14 protein-coding genes are annotated in these 16,260 nt (G+C 66.2%); 1 reads left to right on the top strand and 13 read right to left on the bottom strand.

What is annotated here, in order from left to right; genetic code table 11:
* Nucleotides 1-13 precede the first annotated feature (13 nt).
* The 7 genes from rpoB to AOP72_RS01590 all read right to left on the bottom strand — a co-directional run bounded on the left by rpoB (nucleotide 14) and on the right by AOP72_RS01590 (nucleotide 10,456).
* Nucleotides 14-3,493, bottom strand: coding sequence for a DNA-directed RNA polymerase subunit beta (gene rpoB / locus AOP72_RS01620; protein ID WP_062131466.1), 3,480 nt, complete (start codon nucleotides 3,491-3,493; stop codon nucleotides 14-16).
* A gap of 345 nt (nucleotides 3,494-3,838) precedes the next feature.
* Nucleotides 3,839-4,753, bottom strand: coding sequence for a ketose-bisphosphate aldolase (locus AOP72_RS01615; protein ID WP_238581574.1), 915 nt, complete (start codon nucleotides 4,751-4,753; stop codon nucleotides 3,839-3,841).
* Between the two features lie 49 nt (nucleotides 4,754-4,802).
* Nucleotides 4,803-5,660 (bottom strand): carbohydrate ABC transporter permease, encoded by an 858-nt coding sequence (locus AOP72_RS01610; protein WP_238581573.1) that lies wholly within the window; start codon nucleotides 5,658-5,660, stop codon nucleotides 4,803-4,805.
* Nucleotide 5,661: 1 nt separating this feature from the next.
* A complete protein-coding gene (locus tag AOP72_RS01605) occupies nucleotides 5,662-6,480 on the bottom strand; it encodes a carbohydrate ABC transporter permease (RefSeq protein ID WP_202965632.1) in 819 nt (272 codons plus the stop codon).
* Nucleotides 6,481-6,704: 224 nt separating this feature from the next.
* The gene (locus AOP72_RS01600; RefSeq protein WP_238581572.1) at nucleotides 6,705-7,991 is read right to left on the bottom strand and encodes an ABC transporter substrate-binding protein; all 1,287 of its coding nucleotides are present in this window, start codon (nucleotides 7,989-7,991) and stop codon (nucleotides 6,705-6,707) included.
* A gap of 256 nt (nucleotides 7,992-8,247) precedes the next feature.
* Nucleotides 8,248-9,003 (bottom strand): DeoR/GlpR family DNA-binding transcription regulator, encoded by a 756-nt coding sequence (locus AOP72_RS01595; protein ID WP_084631122.1) that lies wholly within the window; start codon nucleotides 9,001-9,003, stop codon nucleotides 8,248-8,250.
* A 70-nt stretch (nucleotides 9,004-9,073) separates the two neighbouring features.
* The gene (locus tag AOP72_RS01590) at nucleotides 9,074-10,456 is read right to left on the bottom strand and encodes an FGGY family carbohydrate kinase (protein WP_062131455.1); all 1,383 of its coding nucleotides are present in this window, start codon (nucleotides 10,454-10,456) and stop codon (nucleotides 9,074-9,076) included.
* Between the two features lie 161 nt (nucleotides 10,457-10,617).
* On the opposite strand from AOP72_RS01590, the gene AOP72_RS01585 reads away from it, so the two are divergent.
* Entirely contained in the window at nucleotides 10,618-11,619 is a 1,002-nt protein-coding gene (locus tag AOP72_RS01585; protein ID WP_062131452.1) for a ketose-bisphosphate aldolase, read from the top strand.
* Nucleotides 11,620-11,712: 93 nt separating this feature from the next.
* Here the strand turns inward: AOP72_RS01585 and rplL are convergent, their stop codons facing one another.
* The 6 genes from rplL to nusG all read right to left on the bottom strand — a co-directional run bounded on the left by rplL (nucleotide 11,713) and on the right by nusG (nucleotide 16,244).
* A complete protein-coding gene (gene rplL, locus AOP72_RS01580; RefSeq protein ID WP_062131449.1) occupies nucleotides 11,713-12,099 on the bottom strand; it encodes a 50S ribosomal protein L7/L12 in 387 nt (128 codons plus the stop codon).
* 60 nt (nucleotides 12,100-12,159) lie between these two features.
* Entirely contained in the window at nucleotides 12,160-12,681 is a 522-nt protein-coding gene (gene rplJ, locus AOP72_RS01575) for a 50S ribosomal protein L10 (RefSeq protein ID WP_062131446.1), read from the bottom strand.
* Between the two features lie 340 nt (nucleotides 12,682-13,021).
* Entirely contained in the window at nucleotides 13,022-13,849 is an 828-nt protein-coding gene (locus AOP72_RS01570) for a glycosyltransferase family 2 protein (protein WP_062131443.1), read from the bottom strand.
* Nucleotides 13,850-14,134: 285 nt separating this feature from the next.
* Entirely contained in the window at nucleotides 14,135-14,833 is a 699-nt protein-coding gene (gene rplA / locus AOP72_RS01565; protein WP_062131440.1) for a 50S ribosomal protein L1, read from the bottom strand.
* A 61-nt stretch (nucleotides 14,834-14,894) separates the two neighbouring features.
* Nucleotides 14,895-15,326 (bottom strand): 50S ribosomal protein L11, encoded by a 432-nt coding sequence (gene rplK, locus AOP72_RS01560; protein WP_062131436.1) that lies wholly within the window; start codon nucleotides 15,324-15,326, stop codon nucleotides 14,895-14,897.
* Between the two features lie 60 nt (nucleotides 15,327-15,386).
* Complete coding sequence (nusG, locus tag AOP72_RS01555; protein ID WP_084631116.1) at nucleotides 15,387-16,244, bottom strand: transcription termination/antitermination protein NusG; 858 nt, start codon at nucleotides 16,242-16,244, stop codon at nucleotides 15,387-15,389.
* Nucleotides 16,245-16,260 lie beyond the last annotated feature (16 nt).

The raw sequence follows: 16,260 nt of genomic DNA, 5'->3' as shown, positions 1-16,260 counted from the left end.
TCAGTTCCTTTGCTTAGATCTCGTCGACGCTGGAGGCGTCAGGGCGGCTGGAGAGGGAGATGCCGAGCGACTCGGCGGCCTGATATGCGTCGTCCTCAGACTCGCGCATCTCGACGAGCTGACCCTCAGAGTTGAGGACCTCGACGTTCAGGCACAGCGACTGCATCTCCTTCATGAGCACCCGGAACGACTCGGGCAGGCCCGGGTCGGGGATGTTCTGGCCCTTGACGATGGCCTCGTACACCTTCACACGGCCCACCACGTCGTCAGACTTGATGGTCAGCAGCTCCTGCAGGGCGTAGGCGGCGCCATAGGCCTCGAGGGCCCAGACCTCCATCTCGCCGAAGCGCTGGCCGCCGAACTGGGCCTTTCCGCCCAGGGGCTGCTGCGTGATCATCGAGTACGGACCCGTGGAACGCGCGTGGATCTTGTCGTCGACAAGGTGGTGGAGCTTCAGGATGTACTTGTAGCCCACCGCCACCGGCTCGGGGAACGGCTCGCCGGAGCGGCCATCGAACAGCCGTGCCTTGCCGTCGTCGTCGACCAGCCGGTCGCCGTCCTTGTTCGGGTTGATGACCGACCGCAGGTTGAGAAGAGTCTTCTCCTCCAGGCCGTCGAACACCGGCGTGGCCACCGGAGTGCCCGGCTCGGACTTCTCCGCGCCCTTGGGCAGGTTCTTGGCCCACTCCTCATCGCTGCCGGTGGCATCCCAGCCGTGCTTCGCCACCCAGCCCGTGTGAGTCTCGAGCACCTGGCCGACGTTCATACGACCGGGCACGCCGAGCGGGTTGAGGATGATGTCGACAGGCGTGCCGTCCTCGAGGAACGGCATGTCCTCGATGGGCAGGATCGTCGAGATGACGCCCTTGTTGCCGTGACGGCCAGCGAGCTTGTCGCCCTCCTGGATCTTGCGGCGCTGAGCGATGTACACGCGCACCAGCTCGTTGACGCCGGCAGGAAGGTCGTCGCCCTCCTCCTCGGTGAACACGCGCACGCCGATGACGGTGCCGGACTCGCCGTGAGGAACCTTGAGCGAGGTGTCGCGCACTTCGCGCGCCTTCTCGCCGAAGATCGCGCGCAGCAGGCGCTCCTCAGGGGTGAGCTCGGTCTCGCCCTTGGGCGTGACCTTTCCGACCAGGACGTCGCCCGCACGCACCTCGGCGCCGATGCGGATGATGCCACGCTCGTCGAGGTCCGCGAGCACCTCCTCGGAGGCGTTCGGGATGTCGCGCGTGATCTCTTCCGGGCCCAGCTTGGTGTCCCGAGCATCGACCTCGTGCTCCTCGATGTGGATCGACGACAGCACGTCGTCCTCCACAAGGCGCTGCGACAGGATGATCGCGTCCTCGTAGTTGTGCCCCTCCCAGCACATGAAGGCCACGAGCAGGTTGCGGCCGAGCGCGAGCTCGCCGTTGTCCGTCGACGGTCCGTCGGCGATGACCGAGCCCTCGACGAGGACGTCGCCCTCGCTGACGAGCACGCGCTGGTTGTAGCTCGTGCCCTGGTTCGAGCGCTCGAACTTGGCGATGCGGTAGGAACCGGTGGTGGCATCGTCGTTCGCCACCGTGACCAGCCCAGCGCTCACCTCGGTGACCACACCAGGCTTGGTCGCCACGACGACGTCACCGGCGTCGATCGCCGCGCGGCGCTCCATGCCGGTGCCGACCAGTGGCGCCTCGGAACGCACGAGCGGCACGGCCTGGCGCTGCATGTTCGCACCCATGAGGGCGCGGTTGGCGTCGTCGTGCTCCAGGAACGGGATCAGCGCGGTCGCGACCGACACCATCTGGCGCGGCGAGACGTCCATGTAGTCCACGGCGTCGCGCGGCACGAACTCGACCTCGCCACCCTTGGAGCGGACCAGCACGCGCTCCTCGGCGAACGTGTTGTTGTCGCTCAGCTTCGCGTTGGCCTGCGCGATGACGAAGCGGTCCTCGTCGTCGGCGGTCAGGTAGTCGACCTTGTCGGTGACCTTGCCCTTGAGCACCTTGCGGTAGGGGGTCTCGACGAAGCCGAGCGGATTCACGCGGCCATAGGTCGCGAGCGCACCGATCAGTCCGATGTTCGGTCCTTCAGGCGTCTCGATGGGGCACATGCGTCCGTAGTGCGACGGGTGAACGTCACGAACCTCCATGCCGGCGCGGTCACGGGACAGACCACCGGGGCCAAGCGCCGAGAGGCGGCGCTTGTTGGTGAGACCCGCGAGCGGGTTGTTCTGGTCCATGAACTGCGACAGCTGCGACGTGCCGAAGAACTCGCGGATCGCGGCGACCACAGGGCGCGTGTTGATCAGGGTCTGCGGCGTGATCGCCTCGACGTCCTGAGTCGTCATGCGCTCACGCACCACCCGCTCCATGCGGGACAGGCCCGTACGGATCTGGTTCTGCACGAGCTCGCCCACGGCGCGAATGCGGCGGTTGCCGAAGTGGTCGATGTCGTCGGTCTCGACCTCGACCTCGTCCACGAGACCCGGGAAGGTCTTCTGGCCGGAGTGCGCGGCAGCGATGTACTTGACGGTTGCGACGATGTCGTCGAGCGTCAGCGTGGACTCGCCCAGCTTCTTGCCGACCTTGAGCTTCTTGTTCAGCTTGAAGCGGCCGACCTTCGCGAGGTCGTAGCGCTTGGGGTTGAAGTAGAAGTTGTCGAGCAGGTTCTGGCCCGCCTCGACCGTGGGCGGCTCGCCCGGGCGCAGCTTGCGGTACAGGTCGACGAGGGCGTCCTCCTGCGAGTGGACGGTGTCCTTCTCGAGGGTCTCGAGGATCGCGGGGTAGTCCTTGAACTCCTCCGCGATGGTCTCGTCTGACATGCCGAGCGCCTTGAGGAACAGGGTCACCGGCTGCTTGCGCTTGCGGTCGACGCGCACGCCGACGGCGTCGCGCTTGTCGATCTCGAACTCGAGCCACGCACCGCGCGAGGGGATGACCTTCGCAGTGAAGATGTCCTTGTCGGACGTCTTGTCGGGGGTGCGCTCGAAGTAGACGCCGGGCGATCGCACGAGCTGCGAGACGACCACGCGCTCGGTGCCGTTCACGATGAATGTGCCCTTGGGGGTCATGAGCGGGAAGTCGCCCATGAACACGGTCTGCGACTTGATCTCGCCGGTCGTGTTGTTCATGAACTCCGCGGTCACGAAGAGCTGCGCGGCGAAGGTGAAGTCCTTCTCCTTGCACTCCTCGGGAGTGTGGCGAGGCTCCTCGAAATACGGGTCCGAGAAACTCAGCGACATCGTCTGGCCGAAGTCCTCGATCGGAGAGATCTCCTCGAAGATCTCCTGCAGTCCCGCGATCTCGGGGACGTCGTCGCGTCCCTCGTTCTTCGCAGTCTCCACGCGTCCCTGCCAGGTCGCGTTGCCGACGAGCCAGTCAAAGCTCTCGGTCTGGATGCCGAGGAGGTTAGGAACCTCGATCGGCTCGGAGATCTGCGCGAAGGAGATTCGCGGTGATGCGGAACGGTTGGCGATGGCAGTTGCCGAAGGGGTGCGCGAGGCAGCCAAGGGCGGGTCCTTCCCTCTTGATAGCGTGCGTGTCGCGAGTCCTCAGCCACATACTCCACCGGATCCCGGGGCCAAGCCGCGTATCTGCGGAGGCGCGCCGGGTAGGCATATGAGGGCAGGGCGATAGACAGCGCAAAGCAAGAGACTACGCTGTCGATCCCAATATGTCCAGTCGACTCATCCGCGCCACCCGACACGCCGCGATGCCACCCGATCGTGACCCTCGCCTCGCGCACTCCGCACGCCTGAGCACTCCGCGACCGTGGACACGGACCGATGCCCGCGGTCCACCGGGGGGGTGGGAGAACCGCGGGCATCGGCCGGTCGGAATGTCCTCCGTGAGGGTCAGTGCTCCAGGACGGGCGCGCCGACCCACCGGGGCGTGCGCAAGCCGAGCGGCCGCACGCTGTAGTGATCGGCGCCGCCCACCGAACCACAGACTTCAGCCTTGTGTCGCACCACCTGCCTGAGCGCCTCCAGGGCCGGAGGATAGATGTCGTGGGGCTCGCGCTCAGCTGGGTCGGCGAGCACCTCGCGGAGCCGTGCGAAGTAGGCAGTCTTCATGTCAGCCGAGATGTTGACCTTCGCGATGCCGTGCTTGACCGCGCGGGAGACTTCCGCGTCGGCCGCACCCGAGCCTCCGTGCAGGACCAGCGGAACGGGCACCGCGTCGTGGATGGTGGCGACCAGATCGATCTTCAACTGCGGAGAGAATCCAGGCGGGTACACGCCATGCGCCGTCCCGACCGCGACCGCGAGGTAGTCCACTCCGGTAGCGGCGACGAACGCGGCCGCCTCCTCAGGAGTCGTGTAGGTGATCTCGTTCATCTCTTCGATCGTCTGGGGGTCCCGGGGGCCGATCGTTCCGATCTCACCCTCGACCGACACGCCGACAGGTCTGGCGGCGTTCACGACCTTGCGTGTCAGTGCGACGTTCTCGTCGTATGGCAGCAGCGAACCGTCGATCATGACCGACGTGAATCCCAGCCGGATCGCACCGATCACCTGATCGTAGGTCGCGCCGTGATCGAGCTGAATCGCGACTGGCACACTCGTCGCCTCCGCGAGCTTGCGCACTGACGCAAGGAACTCATCCCCCATCAGCTGCCACTCCGCGGGATGAATCGAGATGATCATCGGTGACCGCACGGCCTCGCTCTCTGCGAGTGCCGCGGTGAGCATGCCGTAGTCGCTGATGTTGTAGGCCGGGACGGCGAATCCTCGTGCGAAGGCCGGAGCCAGTACCTCGGTGCCGCTCATCAACATAGTGGGGTGCCTTCCTCTGGGTGGGGGTGGATCATCCTGGTATTCATGCCTTCACGGCTCCCGCAGTCATGCCGCTGACGAACTGGCGCTGGAAGAAGAGGAACAGGATGAGCACCGGCAGGCAGCCGAGCACGCTCATCGCCATCATTTCGCTCCACTGGAAGGAGTGCTCCCCCATGAGGAGCTGGATTCCGACGGGCACCGTCCTGTTCGACTTGCTCTGTGTCAGGGTGAGCGCGAAGAGATACTCGTTCCACGCCACCATGAAGGTGTACGCACCCACGGAGACGATTCCGGGCTTGGCGATCGGCACGAGCACTCGCCATAGAGCGCGAAAGGTGCCGCCGCCGTCGATCTTGACCGCCTCGTCGAGTTCCTTCGGGATGGTGTTGAAGTAGCCCGTCATCATGAGGATGGCGTAAGGAATCGTGGCGACCACATAGGTGAGCACGAGCGCCCACAGCGAGTCGTAGAGCTTGAGCCACACCACAAGACCGAAGTACGGGATCAGAAGGGTGATGGGCGGCACGGCCTGGATCGAGATGATGACCGCATTGAGCGACTTCTTGAAGGGAAAGTCGAAGCGGCTGAGCGCGTAGCCCGCCATGATTCCCGCGACGATGGTGAGCAGCACCACCGCGCCGGCGACGAGGTAGCTGTTGAGGAAGAACCGGACCTTCTCCGGGTCGGTGAGGATCTCGGCATACGCCGCAAACGTGAACGTCTCCGGGATGAAGGTGGGCGGGTACGCGAAGATCTCGGTGTTCGGCTTGAAGGAGCTGGTGAGCATCCACAGGGCGGGGCCGCCCGCGAACAGCGCACCTGCGGTCAGGCCCACCCACAGCCAGATCCTCGTGGCGGTGTGGCGCTTGCGCCCCGCCATCGGCGTCATGGTCGCCATGTCAATCCCTCGCCTTCTGGTGACGCACATAGACCAGAGCGACGGCCATCGAGACGATGAACAGGATGACGCCGCTCGCGGCGGCCATCGAGAACTCGTGTCGCGAGAAGGCGAGCTTGTAGGTGTAGGTCGCGATGGTCTCGGTCGCATTCAGGGGGCCGCCGCCCGTCGCCAGCCACACGATGGGGAACTGCTGCATGTTCCAGATGAAGTCAAGCATGAGCATCGCGACGATGATGGGCTTGAGCTGAGGAAGCGTGACGTTGAAGAACCTCGACCACGGCCCGGCCCCATCGACCTGGGCCGCCTCGTAGAGATCAGCGGGGATGCCCTGCAGGCCAGCCAGCAGGCTGATCATCAGGAACGGGTAGCCGGCCCACACATTGATGAAGATCACGGTGAGGAGCGCGAGGTCGGGGTTGGAGAACCACTCGACCCGCTGATCGACGACGTTCAGCGTCGTGAGCAGATAGTTGACGACGCCGCTGGGGTTGAGCAGGAGTTGCCAGACGATGACCACGATCGAGGCCGTGAACACCCAGGGGAGAATGAAGATCACCCGGAAGACGGCGGTGGCGAGTCGTGGAACCAGACCGCTGTTGAGCATCATCGCGAAGCCGAGACCCAGGAGCAGGTGCAGCGTCACCGAGACCGTCGTGAAGATCAGCGTGTTGCCGATCGCCTTGCGGAACACAGGATCGGCGATGAGAGTGCCGAAGTTCGCGGGTCCGACGAACTCCGAATTGGCCTCCATCACGACGTTGCTCAGCACGGAGTAGACGAACACCATGACCACAGGCGTGGCCATCATCACGGCCATGACCACGAGGGTCGGCGCCATGTACGCGTAGGCCGTCAGGCTCGTCCGTCGCCGAGGCGTCAGGCGGGGAGGTGGGGACGAATCAACTCGGGGCGGAATCGGTATCGCTTGCATGGTGCCCTTGCGTCTAGGGATCGCTTCGCTGCGATCATGAGTCGGACGATGAGACCGGTGTGGGGGACGGGGCTCGCCGCCCCCCCACACCGGATGGGGGCCAAGAGGAACTACCCGAGAACGCCGGTCCAGTACTCCTGGAGCGATGCCTGCGTCTCCTCGATGGTCGCCTCACCCTCGAGCAGTCTCACCAGGTTCTCGTTGAGGTTCCTGTTGAGGTCGAGTGCGTTCGGAAGGCCCTCGAGCTCCGTCACGAACTCGCTCTCCTGGTACACCTCGAAGGCGAGCTCATACAGCGGATCGCCGTCGACGTACCCCGGAACGGACTCGCTGTTGCCGGGGAAGCCAGTCGCTTCCGTCGCGAGCTCGGAGTTGACGTCCGTGCCCATGATGAACTCCACGAGCTTCCACGCCTCCGCCTTGTGCTCGCTGTTCTCGGCGATGCCCATCCCCCAGCTCGCTCCCGCGAGCCCGCGAGTGCCGGTGAAGCCGTCCTCGACCGGAACGTAGCCGATCGTGAAGTCGAGATCAGGGTTGGCGTCTCGGATCCCGCCGATGTGAGCGAGCGAGCCGTTCATCATTCCTGTCCGGCCAGCGGTGAACTCCTCGACCTTCTGCTGCTCCTGCTGGGTGAACGCGCCGGGGGTGACGTAGCCAGCGTCGTACTGGGCCTTCAGGAACTCGAGCCAGTCCGCGATCTCCTGAGTCTCGAAGTTGGGCTTGCGGTCCTCGAGGAACCGTCCGCCAGAAGCCCAGAGCCAGGACTGCGAGTCGAAGCCTGCAGGAGACTGCACGTTGATCGGCAGCGACCAGGCATAGACGTTGCCGTCCGGGTCGGTCACTGCGTCTGCGGCTGCGGTGAACTCGTCCCGAGTCTCCGGAAGTTCCGCTACGCCCGCCTCACTGAGGAGGTCGTTGTTGTAGTACATCGGGTAGGCGAAGTTCAGTGCGCGCACCATGTACGTGGCACCGTCGATCTGATCGTTGCTGACAAGCTGGCCGGGATCGAAGCCCGCGTCGTCCATGAGCGTGCTGAGGTTGGTGATGGCACCCTGCGTCTTCAGGTCGTAGACACTCGCGCCGTTGATCGCGACCACGTCCGCCAGGGTGCCGGTCGCCGCCGCTGCCGTCTGGAGGTCGACAGTCGCCGAGTACGGGTTCGAGATCAGCTCGACCGTGACGCCTGGGTTCGCCTCCTCGAAGCGGTCCATGAGGTCACGCATCACGCCTTCGTCCAGCTCGACCTCCCACCATTGGCTGAACTGCAGATTGACTGCGTCACCCGACGCGGACGCGTCGCCAGCCGGCGAATCGCCGCCTGCGTCGGAAGCACAGCCGGCGAGCGCGAGCATCGCCGCCCCGCCAAAGACCGCCATCATTGCAAGTCTGCGTTGCATAGTCATCTCCTCCTTGAGATCAATGGCTCCGGTGCACTCGCAAGCCGAAGGCCATTCCGGCCACTTTTTCGGCCTGTCCAGCACTGTATACGACACGATACGAAAGCACAACGGTTTGTTTTCAGTTCGTTATCGACGGCCGATCCACCCGCCGCCCCACCAGGACACGTAGGCGCGCGGGCACGACAGCTCGATCGTGGGCGCGCGCGAGGGAGTTCCACGGTGGCGTCGAGTGGCGCCGGGAGTCAGAGCTGGGTCAGGCGACGATGAGCTCGACGCCGGTGGCACGGATGGCGTCCTGGGTGAGTGCCGGCATCGCGTCATCGGTGATGACGGTGTCGAACCCCGAGACGTTCATGACCTTGTGGCGATCGTAGGTGAACCACTTGGAGGCGTCAGCGAGCAGCACCTTGCGCCTCGCGATCGCGGCCAAGGCTCGCTTGGACTCGGCGATGTCGAAAGACCCCTCCACCACGTCGTGGTCCGAGTCCATCCCTCCAGCGCCGAGAAAGGCGATGTGGGCGATCTCGCCCTCGATGCCCTGCTGACGCGGCGACCCCACCGTCGCCGCGATGCGGGGGACCATGCGGCCACCGAGGAGGCGAAGCTGGACGCCACTCACGTCCATCAGAGTCAGCGCAATGTTGACGCCAGGAGTCAGCACCACAAGATCGGTGACGGTCGGCAGTTGGCGGGCGAGGCTGTAGATGGTGGTCCCCGAGTCAAGGATCACCGTGGACCCATCACGAATCAATCGGGCCGCGGCGGCGGCGATGCGCTGCTTCGCCTCGACGTTCTGGGTCGACCGAGCGTCGAATCCCATCAACGGAGTCTCCGACATCGTCACGCCGCCATGGACTCTGGCGACCCTGCCCTGCTGCTCGAGCACCTCGAAGTCAGTGCGAATAGTGACCTCGGATACGCCGAGTCGCGCCGCAAGGTCGCGCGTCAGCACAGTCCCTTGTTCAAAGACCGCAGTCAGGATCGCTTCGCGTCGTTGAGATGCATGCACAGCGCGAGGCTACACCGTGCTCGCAAGAATTCGAAGGAGCCTGTGGGGTAGTACGCAAGCCGTCCCGCTGTCACGCCAGCAGGGCCGATGCCCGTTCGATCGCCTCGCAGTCACCCACTGCCACCGGGACCCTGTCTGCGCCTGGCATTTCGCTGGGATCGTCCCACCACCCAAGCGCGAGGCCCGCCATGGCAGCGCATCCGCGGGTCGCAGTCTCACGCACGGTCGACACCTCCATCGGCCCGCTGCCGAGGACCGCCTTGGCCGTGCGCCAACGGGGCGACCTCAAGCCGCCTCCCGTCAGCACCACCACGCCGGAGGATCCCGTCGCGGTTCTCACGAGCTCCTGCCCCCGGTTGGCGAGCAGCACGTAGAAATCGACGAGTTCTCCCCACGTCGCCGCGTCGTAGGTCACGGGAGCGCGCAGGCCGCCCTCGAGCACGCGAGAGAGGTTGTCGTCGAAGGACAGGGGCACCTGTGGTGGTGGAGCAGAGGCGTCAAGCACGTCCCGTGGGATATCTGCATGGTCCAAGAAGGTGCGCATGGCGAGGCCGGGCCGCATCCTCTCCCAGACCACAAGCGGCTCGGCTGTGGCGGGCCAGACCTCCAGGCTCAACAACGGGTCGAGATCCAGCACCTCGACGCTCCGCGCCCGCGATGCGGCGTCGTCGCCGCGCATCACCGCGATGATCGCCTCGCCGGTGCCCATGGAGTCGACAAGATCACCGGGCACGGCGCCCGCGCCGACCGACGCTACGGGGTGATCATGTCCCGCGATCACCACCGGCGCTCCGGGCGCGAGACCCCACTCCCGAGCGGTGTCCGTCACGGCCCTTGACGCCTCTCCTGGGCCTCGCACCTGAGCAAGGTCCACTCCACCGAGCCCGGCGCTCTCCCACACATCGAGAAGGTAGTCACCACCGAGGAGATCCCACACCCCTGAGGTGGCAGCCAGGCCGGCCTCCTGCCACGCCTCTCCTGTCAGCATCCACGCCAGTGCGCCACACACGCCGACGAAGGTGCCCGAGGGCACTCCGCCATCACGCTCGGCGACGTGGCCCAGTTTGGCCACCGTGGACGTCAGCCGGAGGTGTCGCCCGGTCGCGTCGCGCAACGCGCGCGCGCCATGCTCGCGCTCGAGCCGCGCGATCACCTCCGTCCCTCGCGAGTCGTACCACGACGGAAACGCCAGCTCAGCGAGGCCGTCTGGGCCGATGACGGAGCCCACCTCTCCCATCGAGGTGAGTCCCATGCCGACGATGCTTCCCGGCTGGCGCCGCAGTCCACGAATGGCCATACCCGCCGCCTCGACAAGCCGCGCCACCGGGAAGTCGTCACCGGCGGAGCCGGAGAGCAAGGGCGTCGGCACGGCCGACTCGGCCACGAGGCGCCCGTCGCGCGTGTAGCCGGCCGCCTTGATGCGCGAGCTTCCGAAGTCGACACCGACGATCACGGCCTCCCTGTCGCTCGTGGGTCGATCGGGATCCCCCCCAAACGAAACCAAACCAAACTCATCTGCATTCATTCTGTTACCCTATCCGAAAGGAGTGGAACCATCACCGCTTCCCCACACCGGCGTGGCAGCGCCGGTCATCACAGACGAAAGGTCTTGCCATGCCACTGTGCACCCTCCGAGAAGTACTCGACCACGCCCGCGCAGGGGGATACGGCGTCGGGGCCTTCAATGTCACCGACGCCGAGCAGGTCGAGGCGGTACTCGAGGCCGCCCGACGAACTGGATCGCCCGTCATCGTCCAGACGATCTCTGGTGCCTCAGCGTTTGCTTCCGACGAGCTCTACTGGGACCTGCTGCTGCGCACCGTCGACCACTACGACGACGTGCCCGTCGTCGTACACCTCGACCACGGCCCCGACGCCCAGACCTGCTTCCGCGCCATCGACGCAGGATTCTCCAGCGTCATGATCGACGGCAGCCTGGACCCCGTGACCCACCAGCCCACGACCTTCGACGCCAACATCGAGGTCACACGCGAGGTCGTCGCGTACGCCCGACGGCACGGAGTCTCGGTCGAGGGCGAACTCGGGACGATCGGCGGGTCCAAGGATGGTGCGACGCACGCCGAGATCGTGCTGGCGGACCCCGAGGAGGCCGCAGAGTTCGTCGCCCGCACTGACGTCGACGCGCTCGCCGTCGCGATCGGCACCTCTCATGGCGCGTACAAGTTCACGAGCCCCCCAGACTCATCCGTACTGCACATGGACCTCATCGAGGAGATCGCGCGCCTCATCCCCACGACGCACCTCGTGATGCACGGCTCCTCCTCATTGCCCGCCGACCTGCGCGAGATCATCAACGCTCACGGAGGTGGCCTGCCAGAGTCGTGGGGAGTTCCCGAAGTGGAGAAGGCGCGCTCGACGCAGCTGGGAGTGACGAAGATCAACCAGGGCATGGACTCCCACATGGCCTATGCCGCAGCCATGCGCACGACGATGGCCGGGGATCCGCTCGCTGCCGACCCGGCTCCTGCCGCCCGTGCCGGCAGCGCGGCCATGGCGGACATGATCGCGGAGCGGATGGCGGTGTTCGGGCAGGCTGGCCGGGCACGCGATTACGCCCCCCGCGTCTTCCGCTCCCCGGCGGCGCTGCCGCTGTAGCGATCAACGCCCCGGCCAGCGCAGGTCGGCCGCACATGCGAAAAGCCGGGCCGCCCAGAAGGGCGACCCGGCTTCGCGTGACGGGGGGTCGTGCTACTTGAGCTCGACCGTCGCGCCGGCAGCCTCGAGCTGCTCCTTGGCCTTCTCGGCCTCTTCCTTCTTGACGCCCTCGAGGACGGCCTTGGGGGCCTCGTCCACGACAGCCTTGGCCTCGCCGAGTCCGAGCGACGTGAGCGCGCGCACCTCCTTGATGACCTGGATCTTCTTGTCGCCGACGGCGGCGAGGATGACGTCGAACTCGGTCTGCTCCTCGGCGGCCTCAGCGGCGTCGCCACCGGCGGGGCCGGCAACGGCCACGGCTGCGGGGGCGGCGGCGGTGACGTCGAAGGTGTCCTCGAACGCCTTCACGAACTCGGACAGCTCGATGAGCGAGAGCTCCTTGAACTGCTCGATGAGCTCCTCGGTGGAGAGCTTAGCCATGATGTCTTCCTTACTGTTGGGTCTGCGTGAGCAGTGGTTTGCTTATGGGGGAACGGGGCTTTACGCCGCGTCTTCCTGCTTGGCACGCAGGGCGTCGACAGCACGCGCCGCCTGAGCGAGCGGTGCCTGGAACAGGTATGCCGCGCCGAAGAGCGTCGCCTTCATGGCGCCCGCTGCCTTGGCGAGCAGAACCTCACGGGACTCGAGGTCTGCGAGCTTGTTGATCTCCTCGGCGGTCAGGACGTTGCCTTCCAGCACGCCGCCCTTGATGACGAGGGAATCGTTCTTCTTGCTGAACTCCTTCAGGCCCTTTGCAGCCTCCACCGGGTCACCGGTGACGAATGCAATGGCCGTGGGACCGACGAAGAGGTCGTTCAGACCCTCGACACCGGCCTCCTTGGCCGCGAGCGCCGTCAGAGTGTTCTTCGCGACACGGTAGGTCGCGGCACCGCTGAGCGTGCGGCGCAGCTCGGCGAGCTGCGGGACCGACAGGCCGCGGTACTCGGTGATCACGACAGCGTTGGACTCGCGAAAACGATTCGCGATCTCCTCGACTGCCGCCACCTTGTCTGGCGTCGCCATAGTTGTCCTTCCATAGTGTGACCGTCGGCGCCTCGTTGCGGAGGCAGCCTGCCCGGACAGCAAAAGAGCCCCACCGCAGGCGGGGCTCGCAGGCATCGGCCGCACATGCGAAGGGCGGCCGGAGGGCCGCCCGTCGATGCACGCGATGCGTGTTCGTCTCACCTACGCTGGACTCCGCTGACGCGAAGCTTCGGTCGTTCCTGGCGAACCAGGGCCGACAACCGGCGGTCTTGGGCATTCCAAGAGTACGGGACGGCAGGGGTGGAAGCAAACGCTTGGCCGATGCGCGGCTCGGGAGCGCCGATGCGCGGGACGGCTGGGATGCACGACGGGTCCCTCCTCAGCGGCGGAGGGAGCGGCTGCGAGGAGTCGAGCGCACCAGTCGCCACGCTCCGGCCATCCCCCCGAGCCGGGTGCGGTGGCGCGCGGCGAACAGGGCCTTCCCAAGGAGCGACCAGCGTCCGAACACGCGGTCGAGCACCGCGGCGCGTGCGTCGATGTCCTCACGGGTGCCCCACCGTGAGCCAGAACTCTCCACCGGATGGGTGGCGATGACCTCCGGAATCGCATGCGCGGTGAGCCCGGCGCGCAGCGCGTCGACAATGAAGATGTACTCGTCGCCCAGGTAGTTGGTGGCGCCTGCGCCGTACTCCTCGTCGAACCACACTCCGTGCTTACGGGTGAGCTCGACATCCACCACCATCTCGTACGTCGCAGCCTTCGCCGAGTTGAACAGCGTGAGCGGCTCCTGTCGCCGGGAGTAGTTCTTGCGCAGCCTGCCATTGGTGTCCTCTGCTCGGCCAAGGCCGACCGCGATCCCTCCCGCGCTCATGAGAGCGACCATGCGCTGGACGCTGTCGATCGCGACCGCGACGTCGTCATCGCAGAACAGCACGTAGCGCGTCTGCGCCATGCGCAGCACCTCGTTGCGGCTCCGCGCGACTCCGATCGAGTCCAGTTCCGCCGTCCGGGCGCCCTCGCCTTCGAGCCGGTCGCGTTCCGCGAGCAGCGCCTCGGCCGACATGGAGTGGGATCCGCCGGTCTGCAGGACCACGACGACGTCGACGTCGTTCCACCAGGGCGCGGGGCGAACCGAGGAGATGCGGTCCGGCAGGGTCGAGTAGCCGACGGTCAGGCGCACGGGGGGCGCAGCCTTGTCACGGCGCATCGCTCCTCCTGCTGGCATGCCTCATGGTCTCGATCAACTCTCGCCACAACGTACCAACTCGGGACGTGTCCCGTCTCCATCGATGCGACGGTGCGCCGCGCGGCCAGGCCGCGTGCGGGAGGGGCGGGCCTCCGAGACGCGAGAAGGCCCGACTCCTCAGGGGGGGTGAGGAGCCGGGCCCGGTGCTGCGCGCCTGCCCTGTTGGGGCCGCTGCGCAGCACGCGCTCTCGAAGCGTGGCGCCCGGGATCGCCGGGGCTACGCTCGAGCGCGGTCTGTGAAGTGCGCTACTTCTCGACCTTCGCGGCGGCATCGACCGGAATGCCCGGTCCCTGCGTCGCGGAGATCGCGGCCTTGATGATGTACCGACCCTTCGAGGCCGAGGGCTTGGCGCGCTGGACCTCGTCGAGCACGGCCTGGAAGTTCTCGAGCAGCTTGTCATCGCCGAACGAAGCCTTGCCGATCACCGTGTGAAGGTTGGCGTGCTTGTCGACGCGGAACTCGATCTTTCCGCCCTTGATGTCTGACACGGCCTTGGCCACATCCATGGTGACGGTGCCGGTCTTCGGGTTGGGCATGAGGCCACGCGGACCGAGCACGCGGCCCAGACGGCCGACCTTGCCCATGAGGTCCGGGGTGGCCACGACGGCGTCGAAGTCCTGACGACCGCCCATGACCTCCTCGATGAGCTCGTCGCCTCCGACGATGTCGGCGCCCGCCTCGCGAGCCGCCTCTGCCTTGTCACCGTTGGCGAAGACCAGGACCCGAGCGGTCTTGCCGGTGCCGTGGGGCAGGATGACGGTCGAGCGGACCGACTGGTCAGCGTGACGCGGGTCGACGCCGAGCTTGAACACGACGTCGATCGTCGAGTCGGTGTTCTTGGAGGACGTCTTCTGGGCGAGGCGCACGGCCTCGATGGGGCTGTAGAGCTGGCTACGGTCGACGAGCTGTGAAGCGTCGTGGTAAGCCTTGGAGCGCTTGGACATCTGCTTCTCTTTCCTGTGCAGTCGTGGTGCGGGGCAGCGCGCCCCCTCCCACTGGGTGGTGCTACTTGACGGTGATGCCCATCGAACGCGCAGTACCCGCGATGATCTTCGCGGCGGCGTCGATGTCATTGGCGTTGAGGTCGGCCATCTTCTGCTCGGCGATCTCGCGCACCTGAGCATCGGTCAGCGAGCCAACCTTGTCGGTGTGCGGAACCCCAGAGCCCTTGGCGACTCCAGCGGCCTTCTTGATGAGCTCTGCTGCCGGCGGGGTCTTCGTGATGAACGTGAAGGAACGGTCTTCGTAGACCGTGATCTCCACGGGGATCACATTGCCGCGCTGCGACTCGGTGGCCGCGTTGTAGGCCTTGCAGAACTCCATGATGTTGACGCCGTGCTGTCCGAGGGCGGGGCCCACGGGCGGCGCAGGATTGGCGGCGCCGGCCTGGATCTGTAGCTTGATCAGACCAGCGACCTTCTTCTTCGGTGCTGCCATGATGGATTCGGGTCCTTCTGTGATTCGTAGCGGCGGATGCCGCCTGACGTGCTGGGTTCGCTAGATCTTCGTGACCTGGTTGAACGCCAGCTCGACCGGGGTCTCCCGGCCGAAGATGGAAACGAGGACGTGGAGCTTCTGAGACTCCACGTTGATCTCGGAGATGGTGCCGGGCAGAGTGGCGAACGGCCCATCGATGACGGTGATCGACTCGCCGACCACGAAGTCGACCTCGACCTGGTTGGACTGAGGCTCAGCGCCCTCCTCCGCCGCGGTCGCGGCCTTCTCTGCAGGCGCGAGCATCCCGTACACCTCGTCGAGAGTGAGGGGCACGGGCTGGTGCGCGTGACCCACGAACCCCGTGACGCCGGGAGTGTTGCGGACCGTGCCCCACGACTCGTCCGTCAGGTACATGCGCACCAGGACGTATCCAGGCATGCGCACGCGGTTGACGAGCTTGCGCTGGCCGCCCTTGATCTCGGCCACGTCCTCCATGGGAACCTCGACCTGGAAGATGTAGTCCTCCATGTGCAGGCTCTCGCGGCGGTGCTCGATGGCCTGCTTCACACGCTTCTCGTGTCCCGAGTAGCTGTGGACCACGTACCACTCGCCGTCCTGCATGCGAAGCTCGGCGCGGAACTCCTCGCCGGGGTCGTCGACCGGCTCGACGGGCGCCTCGGCGACGGGCTCCACCGCGGCCTCTTCGGCCGCCGCGGCGTCGTCATCGGGAACGGTGTCGTCGTCGCCCTCGACCACCGCATCGGCCGGAGCGTCCGAGAGAGCAGCCTCGTCGACCGCCGGAGTGGTCTCCTCGGCGGGCTCGTCGGCCGCTGCCTGCGCACGGTCGGTCGCCTCCGCAATGTCGGCCACGAGCTCATCGAGCTTGTCGCCGGCGGAGTCGAGCTTGTCGTCACTCACCAGTCACCACTTCCTT

Origin of the sequence: Demequina aestuarii (genome assembly GCF_000975095.1) — a bacterium.
GTDB classification, from domain to species: domain Bacteria; phylum Actinomycetota; class Actinomycetes; order Actinomycetales; family Demequinaceae; genus Demequina; species Demequina aestuarii.
The sequence above is the reverse complement of the archived record's forward strand: the minus strand, read 5'-3'. Positions and strand labels throughout refer to the sequence as shown.